Genomic DNA, 16,479 nt, shown 5'->3' with positions numbered 1-16,479 from the left:
TAGGATGGGACATCACCGTCCGATAACGGGGGAGTAGCCCATGCCAGGCATCGTGATCGTCGGAGTCCAGTGGGGAGACGAGGGCAAGGGCAAGGCCACCGACCTGCTCGGAGAACGCACCGACTGGGTCGTCAAGTTCAACGGCGGGAACAACGCCGGCCACACGGTCGTGATCGGCGACGAGAAGTACGCGCTGCATCTGCTGCCATCGGGCATCCTCTCTCCCGGTGTCAACGCCGTCATCGGCAACGGCGTCGTCGTCGACCTCGAGGTGCTCTTCGCCGAGCTCGAGGCGCTGCGCGCTCGCGGCGTCGACACGTCGCGCCTCAGGCTGAGCGCCAACGCGCACATCATCACGCAGTACCACCGCACGCTCGACAAGGTCACCGAGCGCTTCCTCGGAAAGCGCCAGATCGGCACGACCGGGCGCGGGATCGGTCCGACCTACGCCGACAAGATCAACCGCGTGGGCATCCGCGTACAGGACCTCTTCGACGAGAACATCCTGCGGCAGAAGGTCGAGGGTGCCCTCGACCAGAAGAACCACCTGCTCGTCAAGGTGTTCAACCGCCGCGCCATCACGGTCGACGAGGTCGTCGACGACCTGCTGTCGTACGCGGATCGCGTGAGGCCCATGGTGGCCGACACGTCGCTCCTGCTCAACGATGCGCTCGACCGCGGAGAGGTCGTCGTCTTCGAGGGCGGCCAGGCGACCATGCTCGACGTCGACCACGGCACGTATCCCTTCGTGACGTCGTCGTCGGCGACGGCGGGCGGCGCCGCGACGGGATCGGGCGTCGGCCCGAACCGCCTGGACCGGATCGTCGGGATCGTGAAGGCCTACACGACCCGTGTCGGCTCAGGTCCGTTCCCGACCGAGCTGTTCGACGAGCAGGGCGACTGGCTGCGTTCGCGCGGCTTCGAGTTCGGCACGACGACGGGCCGACCGCGACGCGTCGGCTGGTACGACGCGCCCATCACCCGCTACGCCGTGCGCATCAACGGGGTCACCGACCTCGTGCTGACGAAGCTCGACATCCTCACGGGACTCGAGCGCATCCCCGTCTGCGTCGCCTATGACGTCGACGGCGAGCGGTTCGATGAGATGCCGGTCAACCAATCCGACGTGCACCACGCGACGCCGATCCTCGAGTACTTCCCCGGCTGGTCGCAGGACATCTCGGGTGCCCGTTCGTTCGATGACCTGCCGATCGAGGCCCAGGACTACGTGCTCACGCTCGAAAAGATGAGCGGCACACGCATCTCGGTCATCGGCGTGGGTCCGGCGCGCGATGCCGTCATCGTGCGTCAGGACCTCGTCGACTGATGACCCCCCGGCCCCTGCGCCTGCCTCCCCGGTCCCTGACGCCGTCTCCCCGGTCCCTGAGCTTGTCGAAGGGTCGCCCGTGAGGTTCCTCATCGGCGGCTACTCACCCGACAAGGACGGCTCTGCCACCGGCATCGGGATGCTGCTCGCCGGCGCCGCCGACGATCACCTGGCGGGCGGGTCGCTCGGATACGCGGGCGAGGTCGCCGCGACGACCTCGCCGTCGTGGGTCACCGCGCACCCGACCCTCGATGTCGTCTACGCGTCGCTGGAGACCAGGGGTCTCGTGCAGGCCTTCCGGCGCACGGGCGACGCGACGTTCGCGCCGCTCGGTGAGCCCGTCGCGGCCGGAGACGCCGTGTGTCACCTCGCTGTCTCTCCCGATGCGCGCTTCGCTCTCGCGAGCTGCTGGGGCGACGGGCGCGTCGTGCGCATCCCGCTCGACGGCGCGGGTCGGCCCGGCACTCCGCGAGTGCTGCCGCCGGCGGTCGGCTCGGGCCCCACCGTCGACGCGGACCCCGACGGCATTGATCTCGCCGCTGCGGGGCGGGCGCTGCGCGCGGCGGCCGGCGAGGAGTTCGCTCACCTGGTGCCCGCGTACGACGATCGCGAGGCGGATGCGACGAGCGAGGCATCCGATGGCCGACCTTCTCGCGCGCACCAGGCCGTGTCGCTGCCGGGCGGTGCGTTCGCCACGACCGACCTGGGGCTCGACCTCGTGCGGTTCTGGCAGACCGACGGTTCGCGGCTCGTGCCGACGCAGCAGGTCGAACTGCCGCGGGGGAGCGGACCGCGTCACGCCGTCTGGCATCCGAGCGGTCACCTGTACGTCAACACCGAACTGTCGAACGAGGTGTACGTGTTGGCGTGGGACCCCTCGCTCGCGCAGGGTCGCGGCCGTTGGCGGATCGCGGCGGGAACGCCGCTCGGTCCGACCCTCGAGACCGACACGGGCGCCGAGCTCGCGATGTCGCACGACGGTGGATTCCTCTATGCCGGGGTGCGGGGAAGCGACACGATCGCGACGCTGCGCGTGCGCGGCGCGGGCGAATCCCTCGATCCCGTCGCGCTCGTCGAAGCAGGAGTCGTCTGGCCGAGGCATCACCTCGTCGTGCGGGACACGCTGCTCGTCGCCGGGGAGCGCTCGAACGACGTCGCCTCGCTCACCCTGGACACGCGCACGGGCGTGCCGGGCCGCGCACGTCACCGCACCGCGGCGCCCAGCCCCACGTGCATCCTCCCGATCGCCGGCTGAACAGTCGCTGAGCTTTGGGTCTCCGCGTGACGACGGTGGCGCGCTCGCGGTCATCGAGTAGCGCCGCAGGCGCGCTCGCGGTCATCGAGTAGCGCCGCAGGCGCGTATCGAGATGCGCGGGGGATCTCGATACGCGGCCTGCGGCCGGCGCGGGGGATCTCGATACGCGGCCTGCGGCCGGCGGAGGAGATCTCGATACGCGGCCTGCGGCCGCTACTCGATCTTGTAGCGAGTCGCCTCAACGCTGCTGCGCAGCATTGACCCGACTCGCTACAACTTTGCGTCCTGCCGGGGGATCAGGATCTGCTTGATGATGAGCAGGATCGATGCGGTCACCGGGATGGCGACGAGCGCACCGAGCAGCCCGAGCAGAGTGCCGCCGACGAGCGCGCCGATCACGACGAGCGAGCCCGGTACCGAGATCGTCCGGTTCATGACGCGCGGCGTGAGGACGTACGCCTCGAGCTGCATGTACACGAGGTAGATCGCCGCGAACAGCAGCGCCGGCAGCCATCCCGTGAACAGGGCGATGACCGTCGCGAGCGCCCAGTAGAGGACCGAGCCCACGAGCGGGATGAGCGTGATGCAGAAGGCGACGACCGCCATCAGCGCGGGGAACGGCAGTCCCAGCACGAGATGCAGGACGAGTGCGAGGATCGAGTTGCAGAACGCGAGGATCACCATCCCCATCAGATATCCGCCGATCGAGTCGGTGATCTCCTCGGTGAGGCCCGCGGCCTTCGGCCGGTTGCGGGCGGCGAAGACCCGGTTGAACGCCTTCTTCATCGTCGGGAGCGACGCGAGGAAATACAGGCTCAGAACGAGCACGATCACCAGGCCCGAGATCGTCGTGGCGATCGAGGCGCCGACCTGCAGCAGCCCGCCGCCGATCGTCGCGATGTTGGAGGGGTTGGTGATGAACGACTGGACCTGGTTGAGGATCGTGCCGACCTGGTCGCCGAAGTTGTCCTGCAGCGAGTGGTAGAAGTCGGACTTCTGGAAGTCGGCGATGAGCGACGGAACGTCACTGACGAACTGCGCGATCTGCCGGATGACGGTCGGGACGATGAGCAGCAGCACTCCGGCCATGAGGATCGCGAAGCCCGTGTAGACGATGACGATGCCCCACGAGCGCTTCACCGAGTGCTTCTCGAGCCACCGCACGATCGGGTCGAGCCCGAGTGCGGCGAACAGCGCGAACACGATGTAGATGAGGACGGTGGAGAGGTTCGTGAAAGCCACCCCGACGGCGAATGCCGCCAGTGCGCCGAGAGCGAGGAAGAACCCCGCGATGAAGGGTCGGTTGAGTGTCGTCCAGTAGCTGCGCGACGCCGGTGCCTCACCGGACGCGGTGAGGATCGCCTCTGCCGGCACATCTGCCGCGGGCGGTGCTGCGACCGACCCTGCGGGCGTCGGTGACGCGGGTGGTGGGGTGGCGGCATCCGAAGCATCGGTCATGTGTCACACTCTAGGGCCGAGCGGTCGGGTGGCACGGGTAATCTCGACCCATGACCGACGAGGACCCGACGACGACCCTCCTGCGCCTGCGCAGCAGCATCGACAACGTCGACGCTGCGCTGATCTTCCTGCTCGCGGAGCGGTTCAAGTGCACGAAGCAGGTCGGTCAGCTGAAGGCCGAGTTCGGGATGCCGCCCTCCGACCCCGCCCGCGAGGAGCAGCAGCTCGAGCGACTGCGTCGCCTGGCCGAAGACGCCGACCTCGATCCGGCGTTCGCCGAGAAGTGGTTCAACTTCGTCGTGGCCGAAGTCATCCGCCACCACACGGAAGCGGCCGACGGGCGCTGACGCCCGCCGGCCGCCACGCGGCATCCGTGTCTATGGAGTCGCGCGCCGCAGCGTGAGGTAGGACGTTCCCGAGAGAAGGACGATCAGTGCGAGTCCCCACAGTGTGAGTCCGAGCGCGCCCGTCGTCATGATCCACGAGAAGAGATCCGACCACGCGTTCTGCTGGCTCACGATCCACAGGAGCCCGACCAGGATCAGCGCGATTCCGAGGATGACGATCGTCAGGACGGCCGTGCCGAACCGCTTGAAGATCGTCGCGCCCCAGAAGCCCACGACGAAGAACAGCATCGCGAGAGCGAAGAAGCACAGACCGGCAGCGGCCGGACCGGCCTCCCAGACCCACGGCAGGTAGAAGAAGTACCCGTTCATGCCCCAGCCGTTCGAGGCCTGCTCGAACAGGCCGCCGAGCACGAAGATGAGGGCGAGGATCGCCGAGGTGAGCGCCGCCGTGAGGAGGGTGCCGAGGTAGAACTCCCGCCGCGTGACGCTCATCGCCTGCGAGAACGGGAAGGTCAGCGTCAGCGCCTGCGCGCCGACGACGGCGAAGTACCACAGCGGAGCCTGCGCCCCGCCCCCGTACAGGGCGCCGTCGACACCGGCGCTGGAGATGATCCCGTAGATCGCCAGGGTGATGATCAGCGAGCCGACCAGCACGATCACGGGAACCCAGATGTAGGTCTGACGGTTCACCAGCTGCATGCGGACGACATTGAGGGTGCGGCTCATCGGAGGGCTCCTTCGTCGAGGGCGGACGGGTCGGACTTCTGCTGCGCGTGCTGCGTCGTGCGCACGATCAGCTGCTGCAGTGAGACGGGCGCGACATCCAGGCCCGCTGCGGTGAGGCGCGCGCGGTCATCCTGGCTGAGCGCGCCGAGCACGGTCACCGACGAGACGCGGCCGAGGCTCTCGCGGTGGATCACCTCACGGCCATCGACGAAGGCATCGACAGCGGCCGAGTCGCCGACGATGTTCGCCGCCCGGTCGCGCACCGAGTCGGTGTCCTCGTCCATCACGATGCGGCCGCGATCGATCACGAGCACGCGCTCGATGAGGTTGGACACTTCGTCGATGAGGTGGCTCGAGAGGATGATCGTGCGCGGGTGTTCGCTGTAGTCCTCGAGCAGCCGATCGTAGAAAATCTGACGCGCGACGGCGTCGAGGCCGAGGTAGGGCTCGTCGAAGAAGGTGATCTCGGCGCGGGCGGCGAGCCCGATCACGACGCCGACGGCGGACAGCTGGCCGCGCGAGAGCTTCTTGATCGTCTTCTTCAGCGGCAGCTGGAAGTCGTCGATCAGGCGGTCTGCGAGCTCCTGATTCCAGTTCGGGAAGAACAGGCGGGCCGCGCGGAACGCGTGACGCGGTGTCGCATCATCCGGGTACTTCTGGCTCTCGCGCACGAAACACATGCGCTGCAGGACGTGCGCGTTCTCGTAGGGGTTCGCGCCGAAGACGCGGACATCACCCGACGTGGCGAAGTTCTGCGCCGTGAGGATCGACATGACGGTCGTCTTGCCTGCACCGTTGCGGCCGAGGAGGCCGTAGATCCGATCCTTCTCGATCGTGAAGCTGACGTCGTCGACGGCCAGCGTGTCGCGATAGCGCTTGGTGAGGTTCTTCACCTCGATCACATGGGTCATCGTGCGGGTCCTTCCGTGGTGGTCGTTCGTGCGGCGCGGTCGCGCAGCAGCGCGGCGAGGTCCTCGGCGTCGAGCCCGATCGTGCGGGCCTCGTCGAGGAGCGGATCGAGGTACCGCTCGGCGAACGTGGCGCGTCGCTCCGAGAGGAGCAGGTTGCGCGCCCCGCCGGCGACGAACATGCCGATGCCGCGGCGCTTGTAGAGCACCCCCTTGTCGACGAGCATGTTGATCCCTTTCGCTGCTGTCGCGGGGTTGATGCGGTAAAACGCGGCCAGCTCGTTCGTCGACGGCGCTCGGCTCTCTTCCGCCAGGCTGCCGTCGACGATCGAATCCTCGACACTCTCTGCGATCTGCAGGAAGAGTGCTCTGCCGTCTTCGATCACATCGACCTCACTGAGTTGGTTACTTACTTGACTAACTAACCATGCAACGGATGCTGCGCGCTTGTCAAGCCCCACGGGGTTTGGCAACGCGCAGTGGAGGGGACTAGGGTCGGTCGGGGCCTTTCCGAGGCCACGCACGACCAGTCCGCGACCGCCATGCCGCACCTTCTGGGGAGCCGGTGCGGGGGGCGTACGGTCGGCGGTCCAGGCGACGGACCCGATGTGTGTCGCCGCGCGCAGTCATCTGAACTCTCATCTCAGGGCAGGCGCACCCAGGATCGTCACCCGGGCGTAACCGATGCCGCACCGAAGCCGGGTGCGGTCGAGGCCAAGCACGTGACCACAGCACCAGTCGTTCCCGCCATCGAGGCGCGGAACATCTACAAAGTCTTCGGACGCAACCCGAAGGACGCCGTCAAACGGCTCCGTGCCGGTGAGACCCGCGCCGAGGTGAGCGATGTCGGGACCGCGGCCGTCATCGATGCCGGCTTCGCCGTCGCGCCGGGCGAGATCTTCGTCATCATGGGACTGTCCGGATCGGGCAAGTCCACCATCATCCGCATGCTCAACGGGCTGCACGACGCCACCGCCGGAACCATCTCGGTCTACGGCGACCCCATCACCGACATCCCGGCGAATCGCCTGCGCGAGCTGCGCCGGGATCGGATCTCGATGGTCTTCCAGCACTTCGCGCTGCTTCCGCACCGCACCGTCGCCGCGAACGTCGCGTACCCCCTCGAGCTGCGCGGCGTCTCGAAGGCCGAGCGACGCGCGAAGGCGGACGAGATGCTCGCCCTGGTCGGGCTCACGGGATGGGGCGACAAGCTGCCGTCGGAGCTGTCGGGAGGCATGAAGCAGCGCGTCGGCATCGCTCGCGCGCTCGCCGCCGACACCGACATCCTGCTCATGGACGAAGCCTTCAGCGCGCTCGACCCGCTCATTCGTCGGGAGATGCAGGAGCAGCTGCTCGATCTGCAGCAGAAGCTCAAGAAGACGATCGTCTTCATCACCCACGACCTCAACGAGGCGATGTTCCTGGGCGATCGGATCGCCGTCATGCGCGACGGCCGCATCGTGCAGACGGGCACTCCCGAGGACATCCTCACCGACCCCGCGAACGATTACGTCGAGCAGTTCGTGCAGGACGTGGACCGTGCGCGCGTGCTGACGGCGGCGAACGTCATGGAGCGCTCCCGGCCGGTCGTCACCGACACGGCGGGTCCGCGCACGGCCCTTCGGCAGATGCGCGACGCCTACATGTCGGCCGTCTACGTCGTGGGCCGCGACCGTCGTCTGCTCGGCGTCGTCTCCGACCGTGACGCGGTCAAGCTCGTCCGGCAGGGCGCCACGACCCTCACTTCGGTCATCAAGCCCGCACCGCAGACCGTTCGCGAAGACGAGACGCTGATGAACCTGTTCGTCCCCGCGGTCGAGTCGCCGCTGCCGCTCGCCGTGACGGACGCCGAAGGCCGTCTCGTCGGCGTCATCCCGCGAGTGACGCTCCTCGCGGCACTCGGACCAGGGCCCAACGCCACGGAAGAGATCGCCCTGCCGCTTCCCCCTGTGCCGCAGGCCGAGATCGACGCGGTCCTGGACGCGGCCGACGCCGTCGCCCGAGGGGCCGGCGACGGCGAGGGGGTGCGCTGATGGATGGGTTCCGCATTCCGATCGGCAGCTGGGCGAAAGCCGTCATCGACTGGATCAAGGCGAACCTCGAGTGGCTTCTCGACGGCGTCGCCGACGTCACGCGCTGGCTCGTCACGTCGCTCACCGATGTGCTGATCGCGACGCCGATTCCGCTCGCGATCCTCATCTTCGCCCTGATCGGGTGGCTCGTCCGCTCGTGGCAGCTGGCCGTGGGCACCGTGATCACCTTCGTGCTGATCGTCGGCATGAACATGTGGGTCGCTTCGATGCAGACGCTGGCCCTCGTGCTCGTCGCGACGCTCGTGGCCGTGGCGATCGCCGTGCCGCTGGGAATCTGGGCCGCGCGCAACGTCACCGTGAGCACGATCATCAAACCGGTCCTCGACTTCATGCAGACGATGCCGGCCTTCGTGTACCTGATCCCGGCGATCGTCTTCTTCAGCATCGGCATCGTGCCCGGCATGGTCGCGACGGTCATCTTCGCGCTTCCGGCCGGTGTGCGCTTGACCGAGCTCGGCATCCGCGGCGTCGATTCCGAGACCGTCGAGGCGGGGTACGCGTTCGGCGCGAAGCCGGGGCAGATCCTGCGCGGCATCCAGTTGCCCCTCGCGATGCCGACCATCATGGCCGGCGTCAATCAGGTCATCATGCTCGCGCTGTCGATGGTCGTCATCGCCGGCATCGCCGGCGCGGACGGCCTCGGTAAAGAGGTCGTGGCGGCGGTATCCACACTCAACGTGCCCCAGGGCGTCGAGGCAGGGCTCAGCGTCGTCTTCGTCGCGATCTTCCTCGACCGCGTCACGGCGGCACTGGGCAACCCCAATGACTACCGCACCTCGCTGCTGGGCATTCTCGCCCGACGCCGCGAGGCGCGGCAGAAGGCCTCGACAGAGGCACCCGCGATCGAGACGATCCCTGCAACCGTCTCGTGAGCACATACGGAACGCATGAACGTATACGGAAAGAAAGAGATCACATGAAAAAGCGCAACATCACAGCACTCCTGGCGCTGGGCGCCGCAACGAGCCTCGTGCTCGCCGGCTGCAGCACCGACAACGGCGACAATGGAGCCGACGGCGGCGACGCCGGCGCGGGCGCTGCCGACGAATGCAGCACGATCACCCTCGGCTTCCTGCCCGGATGGACGGACGGCCTGAGCACCGCGTACCTGCTTGAGAACCAGCTCGAGAAGCTCGGCTACACGGTCGAGATGAACACCCTCACCGAGGCGGGCCCGCTGTACACCGGCCTCGCCAACGGCGACGTCGACATCTACCCCTCGGCGTGGCCCGAGCTGACCCACGCGTCGTACATGGACGAGTACGGCGACAGCATCGAAGACCTCGGTGCGTACTACGACAACGCCAAGCTCACGCTCGCGGTGCCGACCTACATGGACATCGACTCGATCGAAGACCTCGTCGGCAACGCCGACCGCTTCAACGGCACGATCTACGGCATCGAGCCGGGTGCCGGCCTCACGCGTCAGACGCAGGAGGAGATGATGCCCGCCTACGGCCTCGACAGCGAGTACGAGCTGCTGACGTCGTCGACCGCGGCCATGCTCACCGAGCTCGGCAGCAAGATCGATGCGCAGGAGGACATCGTCGTGACGCTATGGCGTCCGTTCTGGGCCAACGACGCGTTCGACATCAAGGACCTCGAAGACCCGAAGGGCGCCATGGGCGACCCCGAGGCCCTGCACTTCCTCGGCACGGAGGGCTTCTCGGAGCGCTGCTCCGAGGCCGCCGACTACATCGCCGGCATCCAGCTCGATGACGCCGAGTACAACTCGCTCGAAGACCTCGTCGTGAACGAGTACGGCGAGGGCCAGGAGCGCGAGGCGATCGTCGCATGGCTCGAGCAGAACCCCGACGCCTTCGAGACGATCATCACGGACTGATATCCCACGCAGAACGGCCCCGGCGCTCGCGCCGGGGCCGTTCTGCGTCACGCGGGACCGGGGCGACGGATGCCGCTGCCCGATGCCGCGTCACACCGGTTCCAGAGGCGCGGGCCCTGTGCTGCGCTCGCGCAGCAGTGCATCCTTCGTTCGCCACCGGTGATTTCGGGCGGCGAGTTCGATCGTCACCGGGTCGACATCACTGCGCAGCATCTCGAGCATGTCGCAATGCTCCTGGACCGACTGCAAGGCGCGATCGGGCACGAAGGCGAACGTCGAGCCGCGCAATCCCGACAGTCGCGTCCCGCCGCGGTGGACGAGTTCGAGGATCTGGTCGTTGGGACACGGTGCGAACAGAATCGAATGGAACCGGCGATTGAGGCGGTGAGCGCGTTCATCGGCGGCATCGCCGGCGGACTCATCGTCGGACAGGTGACGACGGCGAACTACATCACGTTCCAGACCTTGAACTCGCTCGGGATGTACGTGCTCGCGATCGCGGTGGGCGCACACCTCCTGGACATGGCGCTGGTCGGCGGCATCCTCTTCGTGCTCGTTCCCGAGATCCTCAAGCAGTTCAAGATCCCGTTGGAGTGGTCGAACATCGCGTTCGCGCTGCTCGGGATCTATGCGCTCGCGACGAACTCGAACATCGGAAACGACATCCGCAACGCGATCATGCGACGTCGACGTCGTCGTGCCGGATTGCGCTCGGGGTCGTCGCTCGCTTCGCTGACACCCTTGGATGCACCGGTGCCGCGGCCGCACGAGGATGTCCTGCTCGACGTGCGAGGCCTCACGGTCAGCTTCGGCGCCGTGCGCGCGCTCTCCGATGTCGATGTGCAGATCCGCCGCGGCGAGATCCTGGGACTGATCGGCCCGAACGGGGCCGGGAAGTCCACGTTCATCGATGCGCTCAGCGGGTTTCTGCCGCAGCACGAGGGAAGCGTGACACTCGAGGGGATCGGGCTCGGGAGCCGTGCGCCGCACCAGATCTCTCGCGCCGGGCTGCGCCGCACGTTCCAACAAGACCGCGTGCCGACCACGATGTCGGTCGGTGCCTACGCGCGATTCATCGCACGCCGATCCGCGGACGATGAGATCGATGAGGCCCTCGAGTTCTTCGGCTGCCCCGACCCGGCGACGCCGTTGCAGATCGTGGATGTCGGCACGAGACGGCTCATCGAAGTCGCGGCGAACATCGCGGCCAAGCCGAAAGTCCTCCTGCTCGACGAACCCGCCGCGGGACTGTCGCACGAAGAGCACCTCGCGTTCGCGGACCGGCTGCGTGCCGTCCCCGACCGCTTCGGCGTGACTCTGCTCATCGTCGAGCACGACCTGGATCTCGTGCGGAGCGTGTGCACCAACCTCGTCGTTCTGAATTTCGGTGAGGTGCTCGCCGCGGGTGAGCAGGCGGCGGTTCTGTCCGACCCTGCCGTGCTCACGGCGTACATGGGGGAAACGGAGATGCTGTCATGAGCCTCGTTCTCGAGGAAGTCACGGTTCGACGCGGCGTGGGACCGGTCATCTCGGACGTATCGCTCGAAATCGTCCCGGGCGAGATCACGACCATCGTCGGGCCGAATGGCGCGGGCAAGACGAGCCTGCTGGAGGCCATCTCCGGTGTCGTGACGACGGTCAACGGGCGCATCACGATGGACGATGTGCACGACGTGCGCAAGCTGTCGCGACGTGGTCGCGCGCGGTTGGGCATCAATCACGTCGAACAGGGGCGCATGATCTTCCCCTCGTTGACCGTGCGGGAGAACCTGAAGCTCACCGCCCGCACGAAAGTCGATCTCGACGAGTCGCTCGCGCTCTTCCCGGAGCTCGAGAAGCGGCTCGACAATGCGACGGTGCTGCTCTCCGGCGGTGAGCAGCAGATGGTCGTGCTCGCGCGCGCGTTCGCCGCGAAGCCGAAGTACCTCCTGCTCGACGAGATGTCTCTCGGTCTCGCCCCCGTCGTGTTCTTGAGGCTCCTGCCCACGATTCAGCAGATCGCGCAGACGGGAGTGGGCGTGCTCCTCATCGAGCAGTTCGCCCACCTGGCACTGGGCGTGGCAAGCCACGCGGTGGTCGTGACCGGCGGGCGAGTGACCTACAACGGAACGCCGGCCGCACTGCTCGAGGACTCGTCGCTGCTGCGGGAGGCCTATCTCGGCTGACCGACCTCGACTGCGGTGTCCGCGCGTGAGATCCACGCTCCGCGCGGGCACCGCTTATCTCGCTGCGGTCAAGAGGACGCGTCGGAACCGTTGCCGGATTCGGGCGCGTGCGAAGGAGAGGCGCGTGGTGGCGACTGCGGCTGCGGAGCGCGGGATGACGACGCGGATGCCGCACCCGACCGCGTGGGAAGCTCGAGGGCCACGCGCGTTTCGAGCCCTTCGATCGCGTCGTCGGACAGCGAGATCAGTCCGTCGAGCTCTTCGCGCACGCGCTTGTAGGCGACCTGGCGCTCGGCCGGTGTCGCGGCCTGGTCGACCGCGATCGTCAGCAGCTGCTGCGCTTTGTCGAGGCGGCGCCGCTCGCTCTCGCTGAAGGTGGAGGCTTTCAGCCGGCGCGCATCGCGCTCGGCGACGTCGAATGCCACCTCGTAATCGACGACGGCATTGCGGTACTCCGTGAGCTCGTCCGGGGTGAGCCGGACCTTCGGTGACGCGGGCCGCAACCCGTCGGCGACGCGCTGCGCCCGCAGGAACGCCGCCGTGAGTGGCTGGCGACCGTCGCTCATCGCGGGGAAGGCGATGAGCTTCGCTACGTCGAGCTCGTAGTCGAGCCAGCGCGCGGTGACGGAGTCATGCGTCGCGAAGAGCTTCGCGAGCTGTGTCGCCTGCGACTCCGGCGGGGGTGCGACCGCACGCGTTTCGCGTGCTGCCCGCAGCTCGCTCTTGGCCTTGAGCATCTCGAGCTTCTCTTTGTGGCGGCGCTTCGCCCGTCGCTCCCACGAACTGCCGATCTTGCCCGCGACGGCGACCGCGGCGCCGCCGAGCGGAAAAATCAGCCACCAGTAGCTCTCCCAGAGGGTTGCGAGGGTCTCCACCCGCTCATGCTATGTCAGGGGCTTCTCGCCGGAGGGGCGGGATGTGCGTGCGGGAATCGGCCACACCGGTCGCTGGCTCCGCGGAGCTTCGGGCTCGGACGGCGGGAGCGATCGCGCGGCACCACGCGGGTCGGTCTCGACGCCGGCCGCGGGTCGCGTAGAGCGTGAGGAGGCGCCGGGGCGCGGCATCCGCGTCGGTGTCCCGGCTCCCGCCCGGCGCGCCTCGGCCTCGGCGTGCGCGAACGCCGCTCCGTATCTCGCCACGGCCGTGCGATAGGCGGCATACTCCTCCGGACGCATGCGGGCGAGCGCCGACGCGGGCCGGAGCCGGTGCGCTTCGCTCTGCGCGCGCAGAAAGGCGTGTGTCGCGGGATGCCGCGCATCGCTCATCTGCGGGAACGAGATCATCGCGAGTGGGTCGGTCTCGTATTCGAGCCAGCGCGCCGTGATGGCGTCGTGCTCGTGCATGAGCCGTTCGAGGGGCAGCGGATCGTTCGGTCCGGCGGCGCTGCGCCGGGCGTCGACCGCCTTGACCTGGGTGCGTGAAGCTCTCAGTGCCATCGTCGCGCTCTTGTGCGCCTGGCGCGCACGCTGCAGGTCGCGCTTGGCCTCGGTGACGGTCGGCGTGCCCGGTGTCGGGTTCGCGCGCTGTGCCTGCGCGTGCTGCACCCTCGCCTGCGCGGCACGGACGTCGGCGCGGGCCTCGAGCATCGTGCGGTAGGCGATCTGCACGTCGTGGCGTGCAGCCTCGAGCTCGAGACGTTTCGCGCGCCACCTGCTCATCGTGCCCCCCGAGCGTCGTCGGTGCGTGGTCACCGCGGCGTAGCCGACACCTCCGGCACCGGCTGCTGCCGGCGCGATCCACCAGAACTCGACGATGAACACCAGGAGGGGCTCCACCCTCCGATGTTAACCGTCCGAATCGGCGTGCGGGAGATGGGGTGGGTCAGCCGAAGAGCAGGGCGATGACCGTCGCGCCACCGCCGACGACGATGAGCGAGACGATGACGACCCACGCGACCACCTTGATCCGGCGCTGGCGTGCGTCGTCGTAACTGCCGTACTCGTCGTCGCTCATGTCGTCCAGGTTATCCCGCGACAGGCTCGGCGACCGTCGGCCCGAACGCCGCGGGCAGCGTCGAGGTCGACTGCTCGTACAGCTCGGGCAGCGGCACGGTGAACAGGCCCTGCACCTCGAGAGCGGCGACGCCGTCGTCGCTCGGCGAATCGGTCACGCCGATGCGCAGCACGGGGTAGCCGCGGCCTTCGCACAGCCCGCGGAACTTCACGTCGTCTTCGCGGGGGACGGTCACGATGACACGGCCGGTCGACTCCGAGAACAGCGCCGTCGCGACGTCGACGCCGTCGCGTTCGACGATCTCGTCGAGCCATACGCGGGCGCCCACGCCGAAGCGCAGCACGCCCTCGCCGAGGGCCTGGCCGAGTCCGCCGCCGGACAGATCGTGCGCCGACGAGATGAGCGACTGCTGCCCTGCCGCGTGCAGCAGTTCGGCGAGCTTGCGCTCCTGCGCGAGGTCGACCGCGGGCGGACGACCGCCGAGGTGCCCGTGCACGGTGTCGGCCCACTGCGATCCGCTGAGCTCGGTCGAGGTCACACCGAGCAGGTAGATGTTCTCACCGGCATCCTGCCACCCCGACGGGATGCGGCGCGCGACGTCGTCGATGATGCCGAGCACGCCCACGACGGGGGTCGGGAAGATCGGCTGGTCACCGGTCTGGTTGTAGAACGACACGTTGCCGCCGGTCACGGGGACGCTGAGCTCGAGGCATCCGTCGGCGAGGCCGTCGACCGTCTGCGAGAACTGCCACATGACCTCGGGGTTCTCGGGGCTGCCGAAGTTGAGGCAGTCCGTCACCGCGGTCGGCACGGCGCCGGTGACGGCGACGTTGCGGTACGCCTCGGCGAGGGCGAGCTTGGCACCCTCGTACGGGTCGAGCTGGCAGAAGCGGCTGTTGCAGTCGGTCGCGATCGCGAAGCCGAGTCCGGACTGCTCGTCGACGCGGATCATGCCGGCGTCGTCGGGGAAGGACAGCGCGGTGTTTCCGAGCACGTAGTAGTCGTACTGGTTGGTGATCCACGACGTGTCGGCGAGGTTCGGGCTCGAGACGAGCTGCAGGAACTGACCGCGCAGCGTGTCGGGGTCGAGGTCGCGCGGCAGCGCCGACGCGGAGTCCTCTTGGAGCGCGTCGATCCAGGTCGGGTAGGCGACGGGGCGCTCGTAGACCGGGCCGTCGACGGCGACCGTGGAGGGGTCGACGTTCACGATCTCTTCGCCGTGCCAGAAGATCTGCAGGCGGCCGTCGCCGGTGACCTCGCCCAGGACGCTCGTCTCGACGTCCCACTTGGCGGTGACGGCCAGGAACGCGTCGAGCTTCTCGGGCGCGACGATGGCCATCATGCGCTCCTGGCTCTCGCTCATGAGGATCTCTTCGGGCGTGAGCGTGGAGTCGCGCAGCAGCACATTCTCGAGGTCGACGCGCATGCCCGAGCCGCCGTTGGCGGCCAGTTCGCTCGTCGCGCACGAGATGCCCGCGGCGCCGAGGTCCTGGATGGCTTCGACGAGTTCGCCCTGATAGAGCTCGAGGCAGCACTCGATGAGCACCTTCTCGGCGAACGGGTCGCCCACCTGCACGGCGGGGCGCTTCCGCTGCGGCTTCGCCGCGCCGTCGCCGCCTGCGGCGACATCGGTCCCTGAGCTGGTCGAAGGGTCGAACGAGTCGGATGCCAGGATCGACGCGCCGCCGATGCCGTCACCGCCCGTGCGGGCTCCGAACAGGACGACCTTGTTGCCCGCGCCCGAGGCGTTGGCGAGCTTGAGGTCTTCGTGGCGCAGCACGCCCACCGCGAGGGCGTTGACGAGCGGGTTGGCCTGGTAGACCGAGTCGAAGACCGTCTCGCCGCCGATGTTGGGCAGGCCGAGGCAGTTGCCGTAGAACGAGATGCCGCTCGTGACGCCGTGCACGACGCGCGCCGTGTCGGGGTGGTCGATCGCGCCGAAGCGCAGCTGGTCCATGATCGCGACGGGGCGCGCGCCCATCGAGATGATGTCGCGCACGATGCCGCCGACACCCGTCGCGGCGCCTTGGAACGGCTCGATGTAGCTCGGGTGGTTGTGCGACTCGACCTTGAAGGTGACCGCCCAGCCCTCGCCGATGTCGACGACGCCGGCATTCTGTCCCATGCCCACCATGAGGCGGGTCTTCATCTCGTCCGAGACCTTCTGCCCGAACTTCCGCAGGTAGATCTTGCTCGACTTGTACGAGCAGTGCTCGCTCCACATGACGGAGTACATCGCCAGCTCACCCGATGTCGGGCGGCGGCCGAGGATCCGGCGGATCTCGGCGTATTCGTCGTCTTTGAGGCCGAGCGCCGCGTACGGCTGCTCTTTCTCGGGGGTGGCGGCGGCGTTGGCGACGGTGTCGGCGACGGCCGCGGAATTCTGCGAGGGGGTGGTCACGCG

17 protein-coding genes are annotated in these 16,479 nt (G+C 68.1%); 8 read left to right on the top strand and 9 right to left on the bottom strand.

From position 1 onward, the window contains the following. Nucleotides 1-40: 40 nt before the first annotated feature. Both ACWIBS_RS08105 and ACWIBS_RS08100 read left to right on the top strand, forming a co-directional pair. The gene (locus ACWIBS_RS08105; protein WP_376129307.1) at nucleotides 41-1,327 is read left to right on the top strand and encodes an adenylosuccinate synthase; all 1,287 of its coding nucleotides are present in this window, start codon (nucleotides 41-43) and stop codon (nucleotides 1,325-1,327) included. Nucleotides 1,328-1,406: 79 nt separating this feature from the next. Further along, complete coding sequence (locus tag ACWIBS_RS08100; protein WP_376129305.1) at nucleotides 1,407-2,582, top strand: lactonase family protein; 1,176 nt, start codon at nucleotides 1,407-1,409, stop codon at nucleotides 2,580-2,582. A 270-nt stretch (nucleotides 2,583-2,852) separates the two neighbouring features. Here ACWIBS_RS08100 and ACWIBS_RS08095 read toward each other — a convergent pair whose 3' ends face one another. Further along, nucleotides 2,853-4,040, bottom strand: a complete 1,188-nt coding sequence (locus tag ACWIBS_RS08095) for an AI-2E family transporter (RefSeq protein ID WP_376129303.1) — start codon at nucleotides 4,038-4,040, stop codon at nucleotides 2,853-2,855. Nucleotides 4,041-4,090: 50 nt separating this feature from the next. Between ACWIBS_RS08095 and ACWIBS_RS08090 the strand changes: the two genes are divergently transcribed. After that, nucleotides 4,091-4,387 carry a chorismate mutase gene (locus ACWIBS_RS08090; RefSeq protein ID WP_376129302.1) on the top strand — a complete coding sequence of 99 codons (297 nt, stop codon included), beginning with the start codon at nucleotides 4,091-4,093 and terminating at the stop codon, nucleotides 4,385-4,387. A 30-nt stretch (nucleotides 4,388-4,417) separates the two neighbouring features. Here the strand turns inward: ACWIBS_RS08090 and ACWIBS_RS08085 are convergent, their stop codons facing one another. The 3 genes from ACWIBS_RS08085 to ACWIBS_RS08075 are packed head-to-tail and all read right to left on the bottom strand — an operon-like array spanning nucleotide 4,418 to nucleotide 6,407. After that, complete coding sequence (locus ACWIBS_RS08085; RefSeq protein ID WP_376129300.1) at nucleotides 4,418-5,113, bottom strand: hypothetical protein; 696 nt, start codon at nucleotides 5,111-5,113, stop codon at nucleotides 4,418-4,420. Further along, on the bottom strand, nucleotides 5,110-6,024 hold the full coding sequence (locus ACWIBS_RS08080) for an ABC transporter ATP-binding protein (protein ID WP_376129298.1): 915 nt from the start codon (nucleotides 6,022-6,024) through the stop codon (nucleotides 5,110-5,112). The genes ACWIBS_RS08085 and ACWIBS_RS08080 overlap by 4 nt, the downstream gene beginning before the upstream one ends. Beyond that, nucleotides 6,021-6,407, bottom strand: coding sequence for a GntR family transcriptional regulator (locus ACWIBS_RS08075; protein ID WP_376129296.1), 387 nt, complete (start codon nucleotides 6,405-6,407; stop codon nucleotides 6,021-6,023). The genes ACWIBS_RS08080 and ACWIBS_RS08075 overlap by 4 nt, the downstream gene beginning before the upstream one ends. A 336-nt stretch (nucleotides 6,408-6,743) precedes the next feature. Between ACWIBS_RS08075 and ACWIBS_RS08070 the strand changes: the two genes are divergently transcribed. From ACWIBS_RS08070 to ACWIBS_RS08060, 3 genes are read left to right on the top strand one after another with little or no spacing between them, the layout of a single operon-like run. Continuing rightward, nucleotides 6,744-8,054 (top strand): quaternary amine ABC transporter ATP-binding protein, encoded by a 1,311-nt coding sequence (locus ACWIBS_RS08070; protein WP_376129294.1) that lies wholly within the window; start codon nucleotides 6,744-6,746, stop codon nucleotides 8,052-8,054. After that, nucleotides 8,054-8,986, top strand: a complete 933-nt coding sequence (locus ACWIBS_RS08065) for an ABC transporter permease (RefSeq protein ID WP_376129292.1) — start codon at nucleotides 8,054-8,056, stop codon at nucleotides 8,984-8,986. Before ACWIBS_RS08070 ends, ACWIBS_RS08065 begins: the two co-directional genes overlap by 1 nt. A 44-nt stretch (nucleotides 8,987-9,030) precedes the next feature. Further along, nucleotides 9,031-9,957, top strand: coding sequence for a glycine betaine ABC transporter substrate-binding protein (locus tag ACWIBS_RS08060; protein WP_376129290.1), 927 nt, complete (start codon nucleotides 9,031-9,033; stop codon nucleotides 9,955-9,957). A gap of 90 nt (nucleotides 9,958-10,047) precedes the next feature. On the opposite strand, the gene ACWIBS_RS08055 is transcribed toward ACWIBS_RS08060, so the two are convergent. Next, nucleotides 10,048-10,389 (bottom strand): FCD domain-containing protein, encoded by a 342-nt coding sequence (locus ACWIBS_RS08055; protein ID WP_454136904.1) that lies wholly within the window; start codon nucleotides 10,387-10,389, stop codon nucleotides 10,048-10,050. Here ACWIBS_RS08055 and ACWIBS_RS08050 point away from each other — a divergent pair. Further along, nucleotides 10,321-11,436, top strand: coding sequence for an ATP-binding cassette domain-containing protein (locus tag ACWIBS_RS08050; protein ID WP_376130214.1), 1,116 nt, complete (start codon nucleotides 10,321-10,323; stop codon nucleotides 11,434-11,436). The two genes, ACWIBS_RS08055 and ACWIBS_RS08050, sit on opposite strands and share 69 nt — an antisense overlap. Beyond that, entirely contained in the window at nucleotides 11,433-12,122 is a 690-nt protein-coding gene (locus tag ACWIBS_RS08045; RefSeq protein ID WP_376130217.1) for an ABC transporter ATP-binding protein, read from the top strand. The genes ACWIBS_RS08050 and ACWIBS_RS08045 overlap by 4 nt, the downstream gene beginning before the upstream one ends. Nucleotides 12,123-12,190: 68 nt before the next feature. Here ACWIBS_RS08045 and ACWIBS_RS08040 read toward each other — a convergent pair whose 3' ends face one another. Genes ACWIBS_RS08040 through purL form a run of 4 tightly spaced genes read right to left on the bottom strand, consistent with a single transcriptional unit; the run spans nucleotide 12,191 to nucleotide 16,476 of the window. Next, entirely contained in the window at nucleotides 12,191-12,997 is an 807-nt protein-coding gene (locus ACWIBS_RS08040) for a hypothetical protein (protein WP_376130220.1), read from the bottom strand. A gap of 9 nt (nucleotides 12,998-13,006) precedes the next feature. Next, nucleotides 13,007-13,897, bottom strand: coding sequence for an HlyD family secretion protein (locus ACWIBS_RS08035; protein ID WP_376130223.1), 891 nt, complete (start codon nucleotides 13,895-13,897; stop codon nucleotides 13,007-13,009). Between the two features lie 46 nt (nucleotides 13,898-13,943). Then, nucleotides 13,944-14,075: a hypothetical protein gene (locus tag ACWIBS_RS08030; protein WP_376130226.1), complete on the bottom strand. Its 132-nt coding sequence runs from the start codon at nucleotides 14,073-14,075 to the stop codon at nucleotides 13,944-13,946. Between the two features lie 10 nt (nucleotides 14,076-14,085). Next, nucleotides 14,086-16,476, bottom strand: a complete 2,391-nt coding sequence (gene purL, locus ACWIBS_RS08025) for a phosphoribosylformylglycinamidine synthase subunit PurL (RefSeq protein WP_376130310.1) — start codon at nucleotides 16,474-16,476, stop codon at nucleotides 14,086-14,088. Nucleotides 16,477-16,479: the final 3 nt, after the last annotated feature.

This window comes from Microbacterium sp. NPDC055442 (genome assembly GCF_053644215.1).
Note: the sequence above shows the minus strand (reverse complement) of the source record. Positions and strands in the feature narration are given on the sequence as shown.